The 17,999-nt window shown below is 73.2% G+C and carries 16 protein-coding genes and 1 pseudogene; 13 read left to right on the forward strand and 4 right to left on the reverse strand.

From position 1 onward, the window contains the following. The 7 genes from CCL05_RS00875 to CCL05_RS00905 form a co-directional block, all read left to right on the forward strand. On the forward strand, window positions 1-1,905 hold a 1,905-nt coding region (locus CCL05_RS00875), incomplete at its 5' end, for a bifunctional aldolase/short-chain dehydrogenase (RefSeq protein WP_086558522.1). Next, window positions 1,902-3,350, forward strand: coding sequence for a rhamnulokinase (locus CCL05_RS00880; RefSeq protein WP_086558523.1), 1,449 nt, complete (start codon window positions 1,902-1,904; stop codon window positions 3,348-3,350). The genes CCL05_RS00875 and CCL05_RS00880, both read left to right, overlap by 4 nt. Before the next feature lie 70 nt (window positions 3,351-3,420). Further along, the gene (locus CCL05_RS00885; RefSeq protein WP_020272446.1) at window positions 3,421-4,176 is read left to right on the forward strand and encodes a (Fe-S)-binding protein; all 756 of its coding nucleotides are present in this window, start codon (window positions 3,421-3,423) and stop codon (window positions 4,174-4,176) included. Further along, window positions 4,173-5,651 (forward strand): LutB/LldF family L-lactate oxidation iron-sulfur protein, encoded by a 1,479-nt coding sequence (locus CCL05_RS00890; RefSeq protein ID WP_086558524.1) that lies wholly within the window; start codon window positions 4,173-4,175, stop codon window positions 5,649-5,651. The genes CCL05_RS00885 and CCL05_RS00890 overlap by 4 nt, the downstream gene beginning before the upstream one ends. Then, entirely contained in the window at window positions 5,648-6,295 is a 648-nt protein-coding gene (locus CCL05_RS00895; protein ID WP_086558525.1) for a LutC/YkgG family protein, read from the forward strand. Before CCL05_RS00890 ends, CCL05_RS00895 begins: the two co-directional genes overlap by 4 nt. Before the next feature lie 188 nt (window positions 6,296-6,483). Next, complete coding sequence (locus CCL05_RS00900; protein ID WP_086558526.1) at window positions 6,484-7,341, forward strand: AAA family ATPase; 858 nt, start codon at window positions 6,484-6,486, stop codon at window positions 7,339-7,341. After that, a complete protein-coding gene (locus tag CCL05_RS00905) occupies window positions 7,338-8,696 on the forward strand; it encodes a vWA domain-containing protein (RefSeq protein WP_086558527.1) in 1,359 nt (452 codons plus the stop codon). Before CCL05_RS00900 ends, CCL05_RS00905 begins: the two co-directional genes overlap by 4 nt. A gap of 28 nt (window positions 8,697-8,724) precedes the next feature. Here the strand turns inward: CCL05_RS00905 and CCL05_RS00910 are convergent, their stop codons facing one another. The 3 genes from CCL05_RS00910 to CCL05_RS00920 form a co-directional block, all read right to left on the reverse strand. Next, complete coding sequence (locus CCL05_RS00910) at window positions 8,725-9,084, reverse strand: cupin domain-containing protein (RefSeq protein WP_086558528.1); 360 nt, start codon at window positions 9,082-9,084, stop codon at window positions 8,725-8,727. A 62-nt stretch (window positions 9,085-9,146) separates the two neighbouring features. Beyond that, window positions 9,147-10,127 carry a pyridoxal-phosphate dependent enzyme gene (locus CCL05_RS00915; RefSeq protein WP_086558529.1) on the reverse strand — a complete coding sequence of 327 codons (981 nt, stop codon included), beginning with the start codon at window positions 10,125-10,127 and terminating at the stop codon, window positions 9,147-9,149. Beyond that, window positions 10,124-10,816: a helix-turn-helix transcriptional regulator gene (locus CCL05_RS00920; protein ID WP_086558530.1), complete on the reverse strand. Its 693-nt coding sequence runs from the start codon at window positions 10,814-10,816 to the stop codon at window positions 10,124-10,126. The genes CCL05_RS00915 and CCL05_RS00920 overlap by 4 nt, the downstream gene beginning before the upstream one ends. 66 nt (window positions 10,817-10,882) lie before the next feature. Between CCL05_RS00920 and CCL05_RS45815 the strand changes: the two are divergent. Beyond that, window positions 10,883-11,169 (forward strand): annotated as a pseudogene (locus CCL05_RS45815) (metal ABC transporter permease); the annotation flags it as partial. Window positions 11,170-11,215: 46 nt separating this feature from the next. After that, complete coding sequence (locus CCL05_RS00930) at window positions 11,216-12,013, forward strand: SDR family NAD(P)-dependent oxidoreductase (protein ID WP_086558613.1); 798 nt, start codon at window positions 11,216-11,218, stop codon at window positions 12,011-12,013. Between the two features lie 21 nt (window positions 12,014-12,034). Here the strand turns inward: CCL05_RS00930 and CCL05_RS00935 are convergent, their stop codons facing one another. Continuing rightward, entirely contained in the window at window positions 12,035-12,883 is an 849-nt protein-coding gene (locus CCL05_RS00935) for a class I SAM-dependent methyltransferase (RefSeq protein ID WP_086558614.1), read from the reverse strand. Window positions 12,884-13,073: 190 nt separating this feature from the next. On the opposite strand from CCL05_RS00935, the gene CCL05_RS00940 reads away from it, so the two are divergent. From CCL05_RS00940 to CCL05_RS00955, 4 genes are all read left to right on the forward strand, one after another. Next, window positions 13,074-13,871, forward strand: a complete 798-nt coding sequence (locus CCL05_RS00940; protein WP_086558531.1) for a VOC family protein — start codon at window positions 13,074-13,076, stop codon at window positions 13,869-13,871. A 59-nt stretch (window positions 13,872-13,930) separates the two neighbouring features. Then, window positions 13,931-14,467: a GNAT family N-acetyltransferase gene (locus tag CCL05_RS00945; protein WP_086558532.1), complete on the forward strand. Its 537-nt coding sequence runs from the start codon at window positions 13,931-13,933 to the stop codon at window positions 14,465-14,467. A gap of 107 nt (window positions 14,468-14,574) precedes the next feature. Next, window positions 14,575-16,383: an ABC transporter permease subunit gene (locus tag CCL05_RS00950; protein WP_167409490.1), complete on the forward strand. Its 1,809-nt coding sequence runs from the start codon at window positions 14,575-14,577 to the stop codon at window positions 16,381-16,383. Beyond that, window positions 16,380-17,708 carry an MDR family MFS transporter gene (locus CCL05_RS00955; RefSeq protein ID WP_086558533.1) on the forward strand — a complete coding sequence of 443 codons (1,329 nt, stop codon included), beginning with the start codon at window positions 16,380-16,382 and terminating at the stop codon, window positions 17,706-17,708. The genes CCL05_RS00950 and CCL05_RS00955 overlap by 4 nt, the downstream gene beginning before the upstream one ends. Window positions 17,709-17,999: the final 291 nt, after the last annotated feature.

Here is a 17,999-nt window from a genome sequence, read left to right on the forward strand (position 1 = left end):
GTCGAGCTGATGTGGGTCAAGGGGTCCGGTGGGGATCTCGGGACGCTGACCGAGGCCGGGCTGGCCGTGCTGCGGCTGGACCGGATGCGGGCGCTCGTCGACGTCTACCCGGGTGTCGAGCGCGAGGACGAGATGGTCGCCGCGTTCGACTACTGCCTGCACGGGAAGGGCGGTGCGGCTCCGTCCATCGACACCGCCATGCACGGGCTCGTCGAGGCCGCGCACGTCGATCATCTGCACCCGGACTCCGGGATCGCGCTGGCGTGTGCCGCCGACGGCGAGAAGCTGACCGCCGAGTGTTTCGGGGACAGTGTCGTGTGGGTGCCGTGGCGGCGGCCCGGATTCCAGCTGGGGCTGGACATCGCGGCCGTGAAGGAGGCCAATCCGCAGGCCATCGGGTGCGTTCTCGGCGGGCACGGGATCACCGCCTGGGGTGACACGTCCGAGGAGTGCGAGCGGAACTCGCTGCACATCATCCGGACCGCGGAGAAGTTCCTCGCCGAGCGCGGCAAGGACGAGCCCTTCGGTCCGGTGATCGAGGGGTACGCCGCGCTGAGTGCCGGGGAGCGCCGGGAGCGGGCCGCCGCGCTCGCGCCGTACGTCCGTGCCCTCGCCTCCCAGGACCGGCCTCAGGTCGGGCACTTCGACGACTCCGAGGTCGTGCTCGACTTCCTCGCGAGCGCCGAGCATCCGCGGCTGGCCGCGCTGGGCACCTCCTGCCCGGACCACTTCCTGCGGACCAAGGTCCGGCCGCTGGTCCTCGACCTGCCGCCGACCGCTTCGCTCGACGAGGCCGTCGCCCGGCTGAAGGAGCTGCACGCGGAGTACCGCGAGGAGTACGCCGCCTACTACCAGCGGCACGCCGAACCCGACTCCCCCGCCATGCGCGGTGCCGACCCGGCGATCGTGCTGGTCCCGGGCGTGGGCATGTTCAGCTTCGGCAAGGACAAGCAGACCGCCCGGGTGGCCGGGGAGTTCTACGTCAACGCCATCAATGTGATGCGCGGCGCGGAGGCGGTGTCCACGTACGCGCCGATCGAGGAGTCCGAGAAGTTCCGCATCGAGTACTGGGCCCTCGAGGAGGCCAAGCTCCAGCGGATGTCGAAGCCCAAGGCGCTCGCGACGCGGGTGGCGCTGGTGACCGGTGCCGGCAGCGGGATCGGGAAGGCCATCGCGCACCGGCTGGCCGCCGAGGGCGCCTGTGTCGTCGTGGCCGACCTGAACGGCGAGAACGCGGCCGCGGTCGCCGACGAGCTGGGCGGTCCGGACAAGGCCGTCGCCGTGACCGTGGACGTCACGTCCGAGGAGCAGATCGCCGAGGCGTTCCGGGCGGCCGTACTGGCCTTCGGCGGTGTCGATCTCGTCGTCAACAACGCCGGCATCTCGATCTCCAAGCCGCTGCTGGAGACCTCGGCGAAGGACTGGGACCTGCAGCACGACATCATGGCGCGCGGGTCCTTCCTGGTGTCGCGGGAAGCGGCGCGGGTGATGATCGCGCAGGAGCTGGGCGGCGACATCGTCTACATCGCGTCGAAGAACGCCGTGTTCGCCGGGCCCAACAACATCGCCTACTCCGCCACCAAGGCCGACCAGGCCCACCAGGTGCGGCTGCTCGCCGCCGAGCTGGGCGAGCACGGCATCCGCGTCAACGGCGTCAACCCGGACGGGGTCGTGCGCGGCTCCGGGATCTTCGCCGGCGGGTGGGGGGCCCAGCGGGCGGCCGTGTACGGGGTCGAGGAGGAGAAGCTCGGCGAGTTCTACGCCCAGCGGACCATCCTCAAGCGTGAGGTGCTGCCCGAGCATGTCGCGAACGCGGTCTTCGCCCTCACCGGCGGCGATCTGACCCACACCACCGGGCTGCACGTCCCGGTCGACGCCGGCGTCGCGGCCGCCTTCCTGCGGTGAGCGCGGCCGTGAAGTCGTACGCCGCGGTCGACCTCGGCGCGTCCAGCGGGCGCGTCATGGCCGGCCGCGTCGGCCCCGACAGCCTGGAGCTGACCGAGGCGCACCGCTTCCCGAACCGGCCCGTGCGCGTGCCCGAGGGACTGCGCTGGGATGTTCTCGGTCTGTATGCGGGCGTGCTGGACGGGCTGAAGGCGGCCGGGCAGGTCGACTCCGTCGGGATCGACAGCTGGGCCGTGGACTACGGGCTGCTCGACGCGGACGGGGCGCTGCTCGGCAATCCCGTGCACTACCGGGACCCGCGGACGGAGGGGGTCGCGGAGAAGGTGTGGGCGACCGTCCCGGCCGAGGAGCTGTACGCGGCGACAGGGTTGCAGTACGCGCCCTTCAACACCCTGTACCAGCTGACGGCGGCCCGGTCCTCCGCCCAGCTGTCCGCAGCCCGGCGGCTGCTGCTCATCCCCGACCTGCTGACGTACTGGCTCACCGGCGAGCAGGGCACCGAGCTCACCAACGCCTCGACGACCCAGCTGATCGATCCCCGCACGCGCGACTGGTCGTACGACATCGCCTCGCGGCTGGGGATCGACCTGGGGCTGTTCGCTCCGCTGCGGCAGCCCGGTGATCCGGCGGGTGTGCTGCGCGGCGCGGTGCTGGAGGAGACCGGGCTGACCGGGCCCGTGCCCGTGACGGCGGTCGGGTCGCACGACACGGCGTCGGCCGTGGCCGCCGTACCCGCCGGTCGGGAACGGTTCGCGTACATCTGCACCGGCACCTGGTCCCTGGCCGGTCTGGAGCTGGACGCGCCGGTGCTGACCGAGGAGAGCCGGGCGGCCAACTTCACCAACGAGCTCGGGCTGGACGGCACGGTCCGGTATCTGCGCAACATCATGGGGCTGTGGCTGCTCCAGGAGTGCGTGCGGGCCTGGGGCGAGCCGGACCTGGGCGCGCTGCTGCTGGAGGCGTCCAAGGCGGAGGCGCTGCGGTCGGTCGTGGACGCGGGCGACGCGGCGTTCCTCGCGCCGGGGCGGATGCCGGAGCGGATCGCCGAGGCGTGCCGGGCCTCGGGGCAGCCGGTGCCGCAGTCGCCGGCCGAGGTGACGCGTTGCATCCTCGACTCCCTCGCCCTCGCCCACCGCAAGGCCGTCCTGGACGCGCAGCGGCTCGCCGGGCATCCGGTCGACGTGGTGCACGTGGTGGGCGGCGGTACGCGCAACGCGCTGCTGTGCCAGCTGACCGCCGACGCGTGCGGCCTGCCGGTGGTGGCGGGGCCGACCGAGGCCGCCGCCCTGGGGAACGTACTCGTGCAGGCGCGGGCCCACGGTCTGGCCGGTGACCTGGCGGGGATGCGGCGGCTGCTCGTCCGTACGCAGCCGCTCACGCGCTACGAGCCGCGCGGCGGGACCGAGCGGTGGCGCGCCGCGCAGGACCGGCTCGCCGGGGACTGACGGGGTCTCCCCCCGGTCCCGTCCCCGCACTACGCTGCACTCATCCGATGATCGACCACAAGGAGCCGCGATGCGTGTCGCCCTGTTCCTGACCTGCGTCAACGACACGCTCTACCCGGACACCGGGCGCGCCGTGGTGAAACTGCTGACCAGACTGGGCGTCGATGTCGACTTCCCGATGGCGCAGACCTGCTGCGGCCAGGCGCACTACAACACCGGATACCGTCACGAGGCCGAGCCCCTCGCCCGGCACTTCTCCGATGTCTTCGGCGAGTACGAGGCGATCGTGACGCCGTCCGGATCGTGCGGGGCGATGGTGCGGGAGCTGTATCCGCGGATGGGCGAGCGGGCCCGGGCCGAGGGGCGCGGGGACACCCTCGCGGCGACGCTGGCGCCGGTCGTGCCGAAGACGTACGAGCTCACGGAGTTCCTGGTGGACGTGCTGGGCGTGACGGACGTCGGGGCGTACTACCCGCACAAGGTGACCTACCACCCGACCTGTCACGGTCTGCGCGGGCTGGGCCTCGGCGACCGGCCGAGGCGGCTGCTCCAGGCCGTGAAGGGGCTGGAGCTGGCCGAGCTGCCGGGGGCCGACGAGTGCTGCGGGTTCGGCGGCACCTTCGCGCTGAAGAACGCCGACGTCTCGGCGGCGATGGGCGCCGACAAGGTGCGCAACGCCGAGTCGACGGGCGCCGAGGTGCTGTGCGCGGCCGACAACTCCTGTCTGATGCACATCGGCGGGACGATGACCCGGCTGCGGACCGGTATGCGGCCGGTGCACATCGCGGAGATCCTGGCGAGCACGGAGGAGGAACCGGCCGTATGAGCGGGACGTATCTCGGGATGCCGGCGTTTCCGGAGGCCGCGCGGGAGGCCGTGGGCGACACGACCCTGCGCGGCAATCTGCGGCACGCCACGCACACCATCCGCGCCAAGCGGGCCAAGGCCGTGGCCGAGGTGTCCGACTGGGCCGAGCTGCGCGAGGCGGGCAAGCGGATCAAGGACCACACGCTGCGCCATCTCGACCGCTATCTGGAGCAGTTGGAGGAGGCGGTGACGGCGGCCGGCGGCATCGTCCACTGGGCCGCCGACGCGGCCGAGGCCAACGAGATCGTCACCCAGCTCGTGAAGATGACCGGCGAATCGGAGGTCGTCAAGGTCAAGTCGATGGCCACGCAGGAGATCGGGCTCAACGAGGCGCTTCAGGCCGAGGGCATCCGCGCCTACGAGACGGATCTCGCCGAGCTGATCGTGCAGTTGGGCAGGGACCGGCCCTCGCACATCCTCGTCCCGGCCATCCACCGCAACCGCGGCGAGATCCGCGACATCTTCTCCCGTGAGATGAGCGAGTGGGGCCGCCCGGCCCCCGAGGGCCTCACCGACACGCCCGCCGAACTCGCCGAGGCGGCCCGGCTGCACCTGCGGGAGAAGTTCCTGCGCGCCAAGGTCGGCATCTCCGGCGCCAACTTCATGGTCGCCGAGACGGGCACGCTGGTGGTCGTGGAGTCGGAGGGCAACGGCCGGATGTGCCTGACGCTGCCCGAGACGCTGATCTCGGTCGTCGGCATCGAGAAGATCGTGCCGACGTGGCGGGACCTGGAGGTGTTCCTGCAGACCCTCCCCCGCTCCTCGACGGCCGAGCGCATGAACCCCTACACGTCCACCTGGACCGGGACGACCGACGGGGACGGGCCGAGCACCTTCCATCTGGTGCTGCTGGACAACGGCCGCACCGACACCCTCGCCGACGAGGTCGGCCGGCAGGCGCTGCGCTGCATCCGCTGCTCGGCGTGCCTGAACGTGTGCCCCGTGTACGAGCGGGCCGGCGGCCACGCGTACGGCTCGGTGTACCCGGGGCCGATCGGCGCGATCCTCAGCCCTCAACTACGGGGCACGGGCAGCGAGATCGACGCCTCGCTGCCGTACGCGTCCTCGCTGTGCGGCGCGTGCTACGAGGTGTGCCCGGTCGCCATCGACATCCCCGAGGTGCTGGTGCATCTGCGGGAACGGGTGGTGGAGGGCGGGGAGGTCACCCGGGAGGGCAACAAGGTGGTGCTGCGGCCGGCGAAGGGGCATGCCGCCGAGCGGGCGGCGATGCGCGCGGCACGCTGGGCGTTCACGCACCCGGGCGCGCTGCGCACCGGCCAGCGCGCCGCCTCCCGGACCCGGCGCTTCCATCCCCGTACGCTGCCGGGGCCCGGCCGGGCCTGGAGCGGGACCCGGGATCTGCCACCGGTGCCCGCCGAGCCGTTCCGGGACTGGTGGCAGCGGACGCACGGCGGGAAGGACGGGGCCAAGTGACCAGCAGGGAACGGATTCTCGGGCGGGTACGGCGCGCGCTGGCGGACGTGCCACGCGACGACATGCCGTACGAGCAGGCGGTTTCGCGTGACTATGCGCGCAAGCACGGGGACCGGAGCGTCTCGGAGACGGTGGAGCTGCTCGCCGAGAACCTGGCGGACTACCGGGCGATCGTGCACCGTACCGAGGCCGAGGGGCTGGCCGGGCTGATCGCGGGGCTCCTGGAGAAGCGCGGCTCGGCGTCGGTGCTGGTGCCGCCCGGGCTGGACGAGGGGTGGCTGGCGGCGACCGGTGTGACCCGGGTGGCGGACCGGGCGGAGAGCACGCCGGATGAACTCGACCGGGTGGACAGTGTGGTGACGGCCTGTGCGGTCGCGATCGCGGAGACCGGGACGATCGTGCTGGACGGCTCTCCCGACCAGGGCCGCCGCCGGATCACGCTCGTCCCGGACCACCACATCTGTGTCGTGCGCGTCCCCGGCCAGGTCGTGTCGTCGGTGCCGCAGGGGCTGGAACGCCTCGACCCGGCGCGGCCGTTGACGTGGATCTCCGGGCCGTCGGCGACCAGTGACATCGAGCTGGACCGGGTCGAGGGGGTGCACGGGCCGCGCACGCTGGAGGTGATCCTGGTGGGCGGCGCCTGACGGGCGGAGCGCCGGCTCAGGGCAGGATCGCGTCGACGTGGCCGCCGTCGCCGCGCAGGGCACTGGGGGGTGTCGTCGAGCACACCCCGCGATACGGGTTCTGCGCGCGGAGCCTCCGTGCCATCATCGGTGAGCAAGCGCTTGGACACCTATCTGCCCTGCCCACTGCCGCCGACCTGGAGGCCCCGTTGTTCACATCCGTCGACGACGTCTCCGCACGTCTGGCCGAGACCGGCTATCTCGCCTCGCCCGCCGTCGCCACGACCGTCTTCCTCGCCGACCGCCTGGGCAAGCCGCTGCTGGTGGAGGGTCCGGCCGGTGTCGGCAAGACGGAGCTCGCCAAGGCCGTCGCCGAGGTCGCGGGGGCGCGGCTGGTCCGTCTCCAGTGCTACGAGGGGGTCGACGAGTCCCGGGCGCTGTACGAGTGGAACCACGCCAAGCAGCTCCTGCGCATCAGCGCGGGCCGCGACGAGACGTGGGACGAGACGCGCACGGACATCTTCAGCGAGGAGTTCCTGCTCACGCGGCCGCTGCTGACCGCCATCCGGGGCGACGAGCCGAAGGTGCTGCTGATCGACGAGACCGACAAGGCGGACGTGGAGGTGGAGGGCCTGCTCCTGGAGGTGCTCAGCGACTTCCAGGTGACCGTGCCGGAGCTGGGCACCATCACCGCGACGCGCCGCCCCTTCGTCGTCCTCACGTCCAACGCGAGCCGGGAGCTGTCCGAGGCGCTGCGCCGCCGCTGTCTCTTCCTCCACATCGGCTTCCCCGAGGAGGAGCTGGAGCGCCGGATCGTACGGCTGAAGGTGCCGGGGCTCGACGAGGCGCTGGCCCGCTCGGTCGTCCGGGTCGTGGGTGCGCTGCGGGCGATGGACCTGCGTAAGGTGCCGTCGGTCGCCGAGACCATCGACTGGGCGCGCACGCTGCTCGCCCTCGGTGCGGACACCCTGGACGAGACGGTCGTGCGGGCCACCCTCGGGGTGCTTCTCAAGCACCAGGACGACGTGCTCAAGGCGACCGCCAAGCTCGACCTGGACGCCCTGTGACCACTCCGGCGGGCGTCGCGGAGCGGCTGACCTCCCTGGTCGGGGCGCTGCGCGCGCACGGCATCCGGATCGGCACCGGTGAGACGGTCGACGCGGCACGGGCGGTCGAGGCGCTCGGCCTCGCGGACCGGGAATTGCTGCGCGAGGGGCTCGCGGCGACGCTGCTGCACGGCCCCGGCGGGCGGCAGGTGTTCGACCCGGTCTTCGACCTGTACTTCCCGCGCGGTGTCGGCAGGCCGGAGGAGAGGGCCGCGGGCCGGGACGATCTGCGCGACCGACTGGCGGCCGCGCTCGCCGCCGACGACCAGGTGCTGCTGGGCCGGCTGGCGGTGGAGGCGGTCGACGGTTTCGGCGGGTACGGTTCCGCGCCGGAGTCGGACGGCTGGTCGTCGTACCAGACGCTGGAACGACTGCGTCCGCAGACTCTGCTCGCCCGGGTCCGCGACGACGTGCGCGGCAGGGGCGGGGGTGAGGGGTTCGCGGACCGGCTGCTGGAGGACGAGATCCGGCGGCGTATCGAAACCTTCCGCGCGTTGGTGGCGGCGGAGGCGCGGCGCCGGGTGGCCGAGCGGCGCGGGCGGGACGAGATCGCCCGGCGGGCGGTGGCCCCGACCGTCGACCAGGTCGAGTTCCTGTTCGCCGGAAAGGCCCGCCTGGCCGAGTTGCGCAGGACGGTTCAGCCGCTCGCCCGCAAGCTCGCGACCCGGCTCGCGGCCCGCCGCCGCCGTGCCTCCCGGGGCGCGATCGACCTGCGGCGGACCCTGCGCGGCTCGCTGTCGACGGGCGGGGTGCCGATGAAGCCGGTACTGCGCCGGCGGCGTCCGGTCCGCCCCGAACTGGTGCTGCTGTGTGATGTGTCCGGATCGGTGTCCGGCTTCTCCGACTTCACGATGCTGCTGGTGCAGGCGCTGCACGACCAGTTCAGCAAGGTACGGGTGTTCGCCTTCGTCAACCGGATCGACGAGGTGACCGGCCTCCTGCGGCATGGCACCGCGGACCCGGAAGGACTCAGTGCCCGTATCCAGGCGGAGGCCACGCTCACGGGCTGGCACGGCAGCAGCGACTACGGCATGGCGCTGGGCGAGTTCGCGGAACGCCACGGCGACGCGGTCGGCCCGCGCACGACCGTGTTCGTCCTCGGTGACGCCCGCACGAACATGAGCGATCCGAACCTGCCGGCCGTACGGCAGATCGCCGAACGGGCCCGCCGCGTCTACTGGCTGAACCCCGAGCAGCGGTCGCGCTGGGGCACGGGCGATTCCGCCGCGCCCGCCTACGCCGAGCTGGTCGAGATGCACGAGTGCCGCACCGTCCGGCAGTTGAGCGTCCTGGTGGGGCGGCTGCTGCCGGTGTGACCGGGCGGCCGTACGAAGGACGGCGGGGCTAGTCCTTCTTGGCGTACTCCTTGGCCATGGTGCCCGCGAAGTCGTACACCACGCACTGGTCGTCGCCGACGACCCAGGCGTCGTGTCCTGGCGAGATGACGAACACGTCGCCGGGTCCGACTTCGCTTTCCGCTCCGTCGTCCATGCGGATGCGCATGCGGCCCGAGACGACGTAGCCGTTGTGGTGGATCTGACAGCTGTCGGTCCCGGCGATCGGAGCCACGGACTCGGACCAGCGCCAGCCTGGTTCGAACGTGGCGATGGCGAAGTCCAGTCCTGTCATATGGACGGCTTCCAGATGGCCTCGGGGGTAGTCGCGCCGCTCGTCCGGCTTGTCGAGCGTCTTGATCTCAAGCATGACGCTCCTCCTCAGGTGAGGGATGTGCTTCCATCGTCCGTCCGGCGGGCGGGCCGCGCCATTCAGCCGTTGGTGGTGCCGCACAGCCTGGCGAAGCGCTCGGCGTCGATGTTGCCGCCGGAGAGGATGACGCCGACGCGGCGCGGAAGGGGGCCCGCGCGGCCGGTGAGCAGAGCGGCCAGCGGGGTGGCGCCGCTCGGCTCGATGACGATCTTCAGGCGTTCGAAGGCGAACCGCATCGCGTCCCGGATCTCGTCGTCGGTGACCAGGACGATGTCGTCGACGAGCCGCCGGTTGACGGAGAAGGTGAGTGCGCCGGGTGTGTGCAGGGCCTGTCCGTCGGCGATGGTGTGCGGCACCGGGATGCTGATGCGCCGGCCCGCCTCCAGGGAGCGCTTGGTGTCGTCCCCGGCCTCCGGTTCGACGCCGGTCATCCGGATGTCCGGGTGCAGGCCCTTGGCCGCCGTGGCACTGCCGGCCATGAGCCCGCCGCCGCCGACCGGCGTCAGCAGCGCCCCCAGCTCCCCCGTCTCTTCGAGGAGTTCGAGCGCGGCCGTGCCCTGTCCGGCCATCACGTGCGGATGCTCGTACGGCGGGATGACGGCGAGACCCCGCTCGGCGGCCAGGGTCTCGGCGATGGCGACGCGGTCGCCGGTGTAACGGTCGTAGGTGACGATCTCGGCGCCGTAGCCGGCGGTGGCCGCACGCTTCGACGGCGGGGCGTCCTCCGGCATGACGATCACGGCGGTGGTGCCGAGCTCGCGGGCGGCCAGGGCGACGGCCTGGGCGTGGTTGCCGGAGGAGTAGGCGGCGATGCCCCGGGACAGCTGGTCGGGGGCGAGGCGGGAGGCGGCGTTGTAGGCGCCGCGGAACTTGAAGGCGCCGACGCGCTGGAAGTTCTCGCACTTGAGGTGGATCTCGGCACCGGCGAGGGCGTCCAGGGTGCGGGAGCGCAGGACGGGCGTGCGGTGGGCGACGCCGCGGAGCCGGGCGGCGGCGTCCCGGACGTCGTCGAGGGTGACCGGTGGGGTGGTGGTCGTCACGCGTGTCCTCCAGCGGATGTGCCGGACGCCGCGCTGCGGGCGGCCCGGGCCTGGGAGAGGTAGTTGTAGGCGGAGGCGCGGGAGATGCCGAGCCGGGCGGCGACCTGCTCGACCGCGCCGCGCACGGCGAAGACGCCGCGCGTGTCGAGCCCGCCGAACAGCTCCAGGCGCTCGGCGCGGTCGAGCTCCGCCCAGCTGCCGCGCTGTTTCGACTGGTGGGCGTCGACGAGGGCGTCGACGACGGAGTCGATGTCGTTGCCGAAGGTGGTGGTCGGCAGTTCGGCGGGGGCCGCGCGGGCTCCGGCGAGGGCGCCGAGCAGGTCGTGGACCTGGCTGACGGCACTGACGTCCACGTTGACGCAGAGCGCGCCGAACACGGCTCCCGTGGAATCCCGCAGCACCATCGTGGAGGACTTCACCAGCGTCCCGTTCCGGGTGCGAGTGACGTAGTTCAGGTCGTCGGCCGCCTCGTCCCCGTGGGACAGGACGCGCATGCCGATCTCGCTCATCGCGCCGCCCACCGCCCGCCCGGTCACCGATCCGGCGACGGCGACGACCGACTTCTCCGGGTTCCGGTAGTCGTGCAGCACGACTTCGCAGACCGGCCCGAAGGTCGCGGCGATCCCGTCGACGACCGGTGTCAGCGCGGCGAGGATCGCATCCCGTTCCGCGGTCAGAGTCTCTCGCATGGATCTAGACTACAGATCCAACCACTGGACCACCAGTCCAGAAACCCCCCAACAATTGCGGTGCCGGTAGGTCCGGCCGCGGCCGCCGCCCGCGTCACCGCGTCGCCGGTGCTGCTGCCCGTGCTGAGCGTGCTGTTCGCCGTGGCCTCGATCGAGGCGGCATCCTGCTCGCACTGGGCAGCAGCGTTCCCATCAGCCCCTACGTCACGACGATCTCGTTCGGCATCTACATGGGGTGCCGGGTGGCCGGGAGCTACCGGACCCGGCGGTGGGGACCGCGGCGGACGGCGGTGGGGACATCGCCCGGGACGGGCACTCAATCCCTGCCATGGGATCCAGACCACTGCCCGTGAAGGGGGCTTCAATGGTGGGCGTGCGGGTCGATCTAGAGTGCTCGTCATGACGACAGCAGCCACGCCGGCCACCCAGGCCTATCTCTCCGAGTTGTTCTCCCTGCACGGCCGGACCGCGGTGGTCACGGGCGGCAGTTCCGGCATCGGCCGCGCCATAACGGGCGCCCTCGCGCGCGCCGGGGCGAACGTGGTGGTGGTGGCGCGTGGCGAGGCAGGACTGACCGCGACGGTCGAGGAGCTGACGGCCGAGGGGTGCCGCGCCGCGTGGGTCGGCGCGGACCTGAGTACGCGCGAGGGTGTGCGGACGGCCGCCGAACGGGCCGTCGAGGCGTTCGGGGAACCCGACATCCTCGTCAACAGCGCCGGGATCAACGTGCGTCCGCCCATGGACGAACTCACCGAGGACGTCTGGGACCGCACGATGGCCGTCAACCTGGACGCGCCCTTCCTGCTGGGCCAGCGCTTCGGCCCGGGCATGGCGGAGCGCGGTTACGGGCGGATCCTGCACATCAGCTCGCAGCAGGCGCACCGGGCGTTCGTCCAGAGCGGGGCCTACGGCGCCTCCAAGGGCGGCCTGGAGTCGCTGGCGCGGTCGCAGGCCGAGGCCTGGTCGCCGCGCGGCGTCACGTGCAACGTGCTGGTGCCGGGCTTCGTCATGACACCGCTCAACGCGCGTCTGTCGTCGGATCCGGAGAAGGTGGCCGCCCTCGCCGAACGCACGCTGATCGGGCGGAACGGACTGGCCGAGGACTTCGCGGGGGCGGCGGTCTTCCTGGCGAGCCCCGCGTCCGCCTACATCACCGGGCAGGCGGTCTTCGTCGACGGCGGCATGTCGGTGCACTGACGCCGTCCCGGCGCCTGCCGTTCAGTGCCCGGAGGTGTCCTTCCGCCATACGTAGACCTCCGTGCTCGGGCCGCGTTCGGAGAACCGGCCCTCCGCCGAGGCCTCCCGCAGCAGCCGGCGCAGGTCCTCCTCGAAGTCGTCCCGGCGTCCTTCGAACAGATGCGGCGCCGAGAACGACATCGAGAACACCCAGGCGACGACATCGTCGACGGTCCGCTCCAGCGCCTGCCCGCCGGGTACGACGAGACGCCGGGGGCCGGAGAATCCCGCCCGGGCGAACACCTCGGCCTCGCCGCCCGCCGTGCCCTGCGGCAGGACTCCGCGGCCCGCCCGCCGCACAGGTCCCAGGTACCGCTTGACCAGGTCGTCCACGGCCGCGTAGGGGACCGCCGGGTGCGGCAGGCCGTCGAGGGTGCGGTGTTCCGTCTTCAGGTCCGCGATGTGCACCAGTGCCCCGCCCGGCCGGAGCATGTCCCTGACGGTCGCCGCGACCAGGTCGCGGTCCATCCAGTGGAAGGACTGCGCGAAGGCGGCGACGGCGAACGTGCCGAGCCCCGCGGGCAGCTCCTCGGCGCGGGCCCGCACCCACCGGGTCCTCTCCCCCACTCCCCGCTCTGCGGCCCGGCGTCCGGCTTCGGCGATCATCCCGCGGTCGGGGTCCACGCCGACGACCTCGCCGAACAGATGCGCGAGGCTCAGGGCGATCGTCCCGGGCCCGCAGCCCACGTCGACGAGGCGCCCCTGCCCGTCCGGCCGCAGCTCCTCGGCGAGCGCGTCCGCCAGCCCCGGGGCGTACGGCAGCCGCCCCCGCTGGTAGTAGGCGGCGGTCCCCGAGAACAACGTGTCGTCCCACTCCCAGCCGACCGCCACGCCGCCCACCACCTCACCGCACAGGATCCGCGATCACCCGACCGGGCGATGCCCTCCGATGATTCCACGGCCCCGCAAGCCACCAGGAGCGGGCGGCCGGGGATCCGCCGGCCGGGGCTCGGCCGACGGGCGGTTGTCAGTGCCCGGTGTCACGCTGGGCACACCGAATCTGCGGAAGGGAAGCATCGCCATGATCACCACGGAGTTCGCCCCCGGCTCTCCCTGTTGGCTCGACCTCGGCACTCCGGACGTGCGGACCGCCGCGGCCTTCTACGGCGCCGTGCTCGGGTGGGACTACGAGTCCATGGGCGGGAGCGAGGACTTCGAAGGCGGCATGTTCCGGAGGGACGGCAAGATCGTCGCCGGTCTCGGCAAGCTCACGGAGGAGGAAGCGCGCTCGGCGTGGATGCTGTACTTCAGCGTCCCCGACGCGGACGCCACGACGGAGGCCGTGCAGCAGGCGGGCGGCACCGTCCGGGTGGCGCCGATGGACCTCGACGAGTGGGGCCGGATGGCGCAGTACAGCGACCCGCTGGGCGGCCAGTTCGCCGTCTGGCAGCCGGGGACGAACAAGGGCGTCGACCTGGTCGACCAGCCGGGCTCACTGTCGTGGACCGAGCTGATGACGAGCGACGCGACGGCCGCGAAGGAGTTCTACGGCGGCCTGTTCGGCTGGCAGTTCAGCGACATGGAGCTGCCGGGCGGCGGAGGCACGTACACGCTCATCACTCCCGCGGGACTGCCCGAGGAGCGCATGCACGGCGGTCTCATGGAGCTGGGCAAGGAGAACCTCTCGCTGACGAACGGCCGGCCGTACTGGCACCCGGTCTTCGCCGTGGAGGACTGCGACGCCGCGGTGGCCAAGGTCAGGGAGAACGGCGGCAGCGTGCAGATGGGGCCCGAGGACGCGGAGGGCGTCGGCCGGCTGGCCGTCTGCCTCGACCCGGCGAACGCGGACTTCGTGGTGCTCACCCCGGCCGGGAGCTGAGCCCCGGCGGACACCCACCCCCTGGCGAGCCGGACGAGCTTCTTGCATATGATGTGCAAATGCGCAACGTCATCATCAGGGAAGCCACGGCGGAGGATCTCGACGGGGCCCGGGTGGTGATGCTCGACGCGGTGTACCGGGACTTCGGGACCGGATACGTGCCAGGGTGGCACGCCGACATCATCGACCCCGCGTCCTTCTACGTCCTGCCGCCACGGCACACGCTCCTGGTCGCCGTGGACGAGCGGGACGGGACGGTGGCGGCCACGGCGGCGCTGGACGCGCGCGGCCCGGCGCATCCGCCGAACCCGCGCCGGCTGGCCGAGCGGTTCCCCTCGGGCGAGACGGCACAGCTCCGGCGGGTGTACGTGCGCCCCGAGCACCGGCGGCGGGGCCTGGCCCGGCGGCTGGTGGAGGGTCTGCTGGACTTCGCGCGGGCCGACGGTGGTTACCGGTCCGTGTATCTGCACACGTATCCGCACTCGCCCGGTGCGATGGGTCTGTGGCGGACGCTGGGCAAGGTGGTGTGCGACGAGCGGGAGGACGTGCCCGGCGGGGGCAGCGGCGTGGTGCACTTCGAGATCCCCTTCGCCTGAGCGGCACGGGGACGACGGTGAACACCTCGCTCTCACCTCTGAGCAAGAGCCTGGCCGCCCTGAGCGTTGTCGCGCGCGGCGGCGTCCCGACGCTGCTGTGGCGGGCCGTGCTCACGGCCGGCCTGGTGGGCGGGATCGGCCTGCTGCCGTGGCTGTCGCGCACCGACCCGGCGCTGACCGTGCTGAAGTCCCGCTCGGCGGACCGCGACCCGGCCCCCGAGACGCTGCGCGCCATCCGCGGCGAACTCGGGCTCGACGACGGCCCCTTGGCACTGCTCGGCCGCTGGCTGGGCGGGCTGGCGCACGGGGACGCGGGCACGTCGTGGGTGTCCGGTGCCCAGGTGCTGCCCTCCGTCCTGCCGGCGCTCGGCGCGTCGTTGCTGCTGATGTCCGGCGCCCTCGTCGTCGCCGCGGTCACGGCGACGGCGGTGTGTGCCCGTACGCTCCGGCTCGGTTCGCGGGGCCGGCTCGGCGCGCGCGGTGCCGGCGGCGCGGCGACCGCTGTGCTGGCGGCGCTGCCCGAGTTCCTCGTCGCCGCGGTGCTCGCCTCGGTGATCGGGGTGCAGCTGGGCTGGCTGCCGGCCCTGGGCTGGTACGGGCCGCGGTGGATGGTGCTGCCCTCGCTGGCCCTCGGCCTGCCGGCCGGCGCGGTCCTCGGGCGGATGCTGGACGACCTGCTGCCCGGCGCGTTCGCCGAACCCTGGGCGGTGGCCGCCGCGGCCCGCGGTGTTCCGCCGAAGTCCGTGGCACGGCAGGCGGTGCGCCGCTGTGTGCCCGGACTGCTGCCCAACCTGGGCCTGTTCGTGGTCGGTCTGACCGGCGGGTCCGTCGCCGTCGAGCAGATCTTCGACATCCCCGGCCTGGGCCGGCTCACCCTGCACGCCGCGCTCGCCCAGGACCTGCCCGTCCTGCAGACCGGCACGCTCACCCTCGTCCTGCTCGCGGCCACTGCCGGCGTCCTCGCGCGGCTGGCGGCCCGGCTGCTGATCGGGCCCGCGCTGCGCGACGGCGCCCTGCACTCCCTGCACCGGCCGGCACCGCCCCCGCCCCGCGCCCTGCCCCTGCTGTACGGGGGGCTGCTCGCCACGGTCATCGGCCTCGGCCTGCCGCGTGACGCGCTCGCCCTGGACACCCTCGCCCGGCTGCAAGGCCCCTCCCCGGCCCACCCGTTCGGGACGGACGCGCTGGGCCGGGACGTCCTCGCCCGGGTCGCCCACGGCGCGCTGAACACCCTCGGCACGGCGCTCGCGGTGAGTGCCGCGGCCCTTCTCGCAGGGCTGCTGCTGGGGCTGCTGCCGCGGCTGTCCGGACCGCTGGTCGACACCGTCAGTGCCGTACCGCCCGTCCTGGCCGGGCTTCTCGTCGCCGGCGTCACGGGCAGCGGCCCCTGGGCGCCCGCCCTCGCCGTCGGCGTCGTGGCCTGGTCCCCGCTGGCCGCCCACACGTCCTCCCTGCTGCGCCAGGAGCGGGCGACCACGCACCTGGCCGCCACCCGTGCGCTGGGTGCCGGGCGTGGCTACCTGCTCCGGCACGAACTGCTGCCCGCCGTCCTGCCGCCGGTGGCCCGGCACGCCCTGCTCCGGCTGCCCGGCGTCGCGCTGAGCCTCGCCGCGCTCGGCTTCCTCGGCCTGGGCGCGCAGCCGCCGTCCCCCGAGTGGGGTCTGCTGCTCGCCGAGAACCAGCCGTACGCCGAGCGCGCCCCGTGGGCCGTCCTCTTCCCGGCCGCCGTACTGGCCCTGCTGGGTGCGCTCGCGGTGACGGCCGCCGGCGGCGTCCGACCGCCCCGGCGGCGCGGGCGGGCCGACAGCCCGGCGGGGCCGCCCGGCGACCGGGTCGTGCCCGCCCCGCGGCAGCGGCCGGACCACGGCGACGCCCTCCTGACCCCCGTGTCCCTCTCAGCGAGAGAAGAACGATGACAGGCCTCCTGTCCCGCGTCCTGGCCCGCCGGGCCGCCCCTGCCTCCGGCCAAGAGACATCCGACGGCGCGACGCCCAGGGCCCCGCGCGAGAGCACCTGGCGGCTCTGGCGGGACCTGTCCCCGCTGCTGCGGCTGCTGATCGTGACCCAACTCGCCTTCAACGTCGGCTTCTACGCCGTGCTGCCGTTCCTCGCCGAGCACCTCGGCACCGCGATCGGCATGGCGGGCTGGCTGGTCGGCTTCGTGCTCGGGCTGCGCACCTTCAGCCAGCAGGGCCTGTTCGTGGTCGGAGGCTCGCTCGTCGACCGCTACGGCGTACGCCCGGTCGTGCTGGCGGGCTGCGTGCTGCGGATCGCCGGGTTCGCGTGGCTCGGGTACGCGGAGGCGAGCTGGGCCGTGATCGGGGCGGTCCTGGTGATCGGCTTCGCCGCCGCGCTGTTCTCCCCCGCCGTGGAGTCCGAGGTGGCCCGCCAGGCGGTGGTCTGGGAGGAGGAGGGGCACGGCTCACGCACGCGTCTCCTGGCCCTGTTCAGCGTGGCGGGCCAGGCCGGGGCCTTCGTCGGACCGCTGCTCGGCGCCCTGCTGCTCGCCGTCGACTTCCGCACCGCGTGCCTCGCGGGTGCCGCGGTGTTCGTGCTCGTCCTCGCCGGACACGTGTGGCTGATGCCGCAGCACATCCCCGGCCGGGTCCGCACCCGGGAGAAGGGCGGGGCGCGCCTGCTGCTGCGCAACCGCCGCTTCCTGGCGCTGTGCTGCGCGTACGGCACGTACCTGCTCGCCTACAACCAGCTGTATCTGGCCCTGCCGGACGAGGTGCAGCGCGCGGCGGGCTCCCAGGCGCCGCTGTCCTGGCTGTTCGCCCTGTCCTCGGTGCTGGTGGTGTTCGCCCAGCTGCCGGTGACCCGCTGGGCGGGCGACCGGCTCGACCTGCGCCGCTCCATGACCGCCGGGCTGCTGCTGATCGCGTCCGGTTTCGCGGTGGTGGCCGCGGCGCGCCCCGCCGGCTGGACGGGTACCGCAGGGCTGCTGCCGGCCGCGGTCTTCGTCGTGCTGCTCACCGTGGGGCAGATGCTGGTCGTGCCCGCCGCCCGCGCCTGGGTGCCCGACCTCGCCGAGGAGGGCCGGATCGGCCTCTACATGGGTGCGCTGTCGTCCGTCTCGGGCCTGATCGTCCTCGCCGGCAGCGCGGCCACCGGCTCCCTGCTCGAAGCGGGCCTCCCGCCCGCCGTGCCCTGGCTCCTCCTCTCGGCCGTCCCCGCCCTGGCGGTGACTCTGCTGCCGCGCCGGAAGGAGCGGGCGCAGGGGGCGGACGCGGCGGCCTGACGACAGGCGCAGGCGCGAGGGCCGGGCGCGCGGCGGCCCGGTGGCAGGCCGAGACGTAGAGAAGCGAGGGAAGAGAGGGAAGGCACAACGGCGGCCCGATCCGGCGGCCGGCGAGGCGCCGGGGACAGCCTCGGCAACCACGTGCGTCGCGCCATCACCCCGGCGGGGTACCGCTCCGCTCCCCGGTTTCCGGGACCGTGCCCTCCACGGGACCGCACCGGGGAACGGTGGTCACGCAGGCCAGTATCCTGGGTCGGCTGCGGCACCCCCACCAACCCCCGCTCCGACGCG

Origin of the sequence: Streptomyces africanus, from assembly GCF_002150735.1 — a bacterium.
Lineage (GTDB): Bacteria > Actinomycetota > Actinomycetes > Streptomycetales > Streptomycetaceae > Streptomyces > Streptomyces africanus.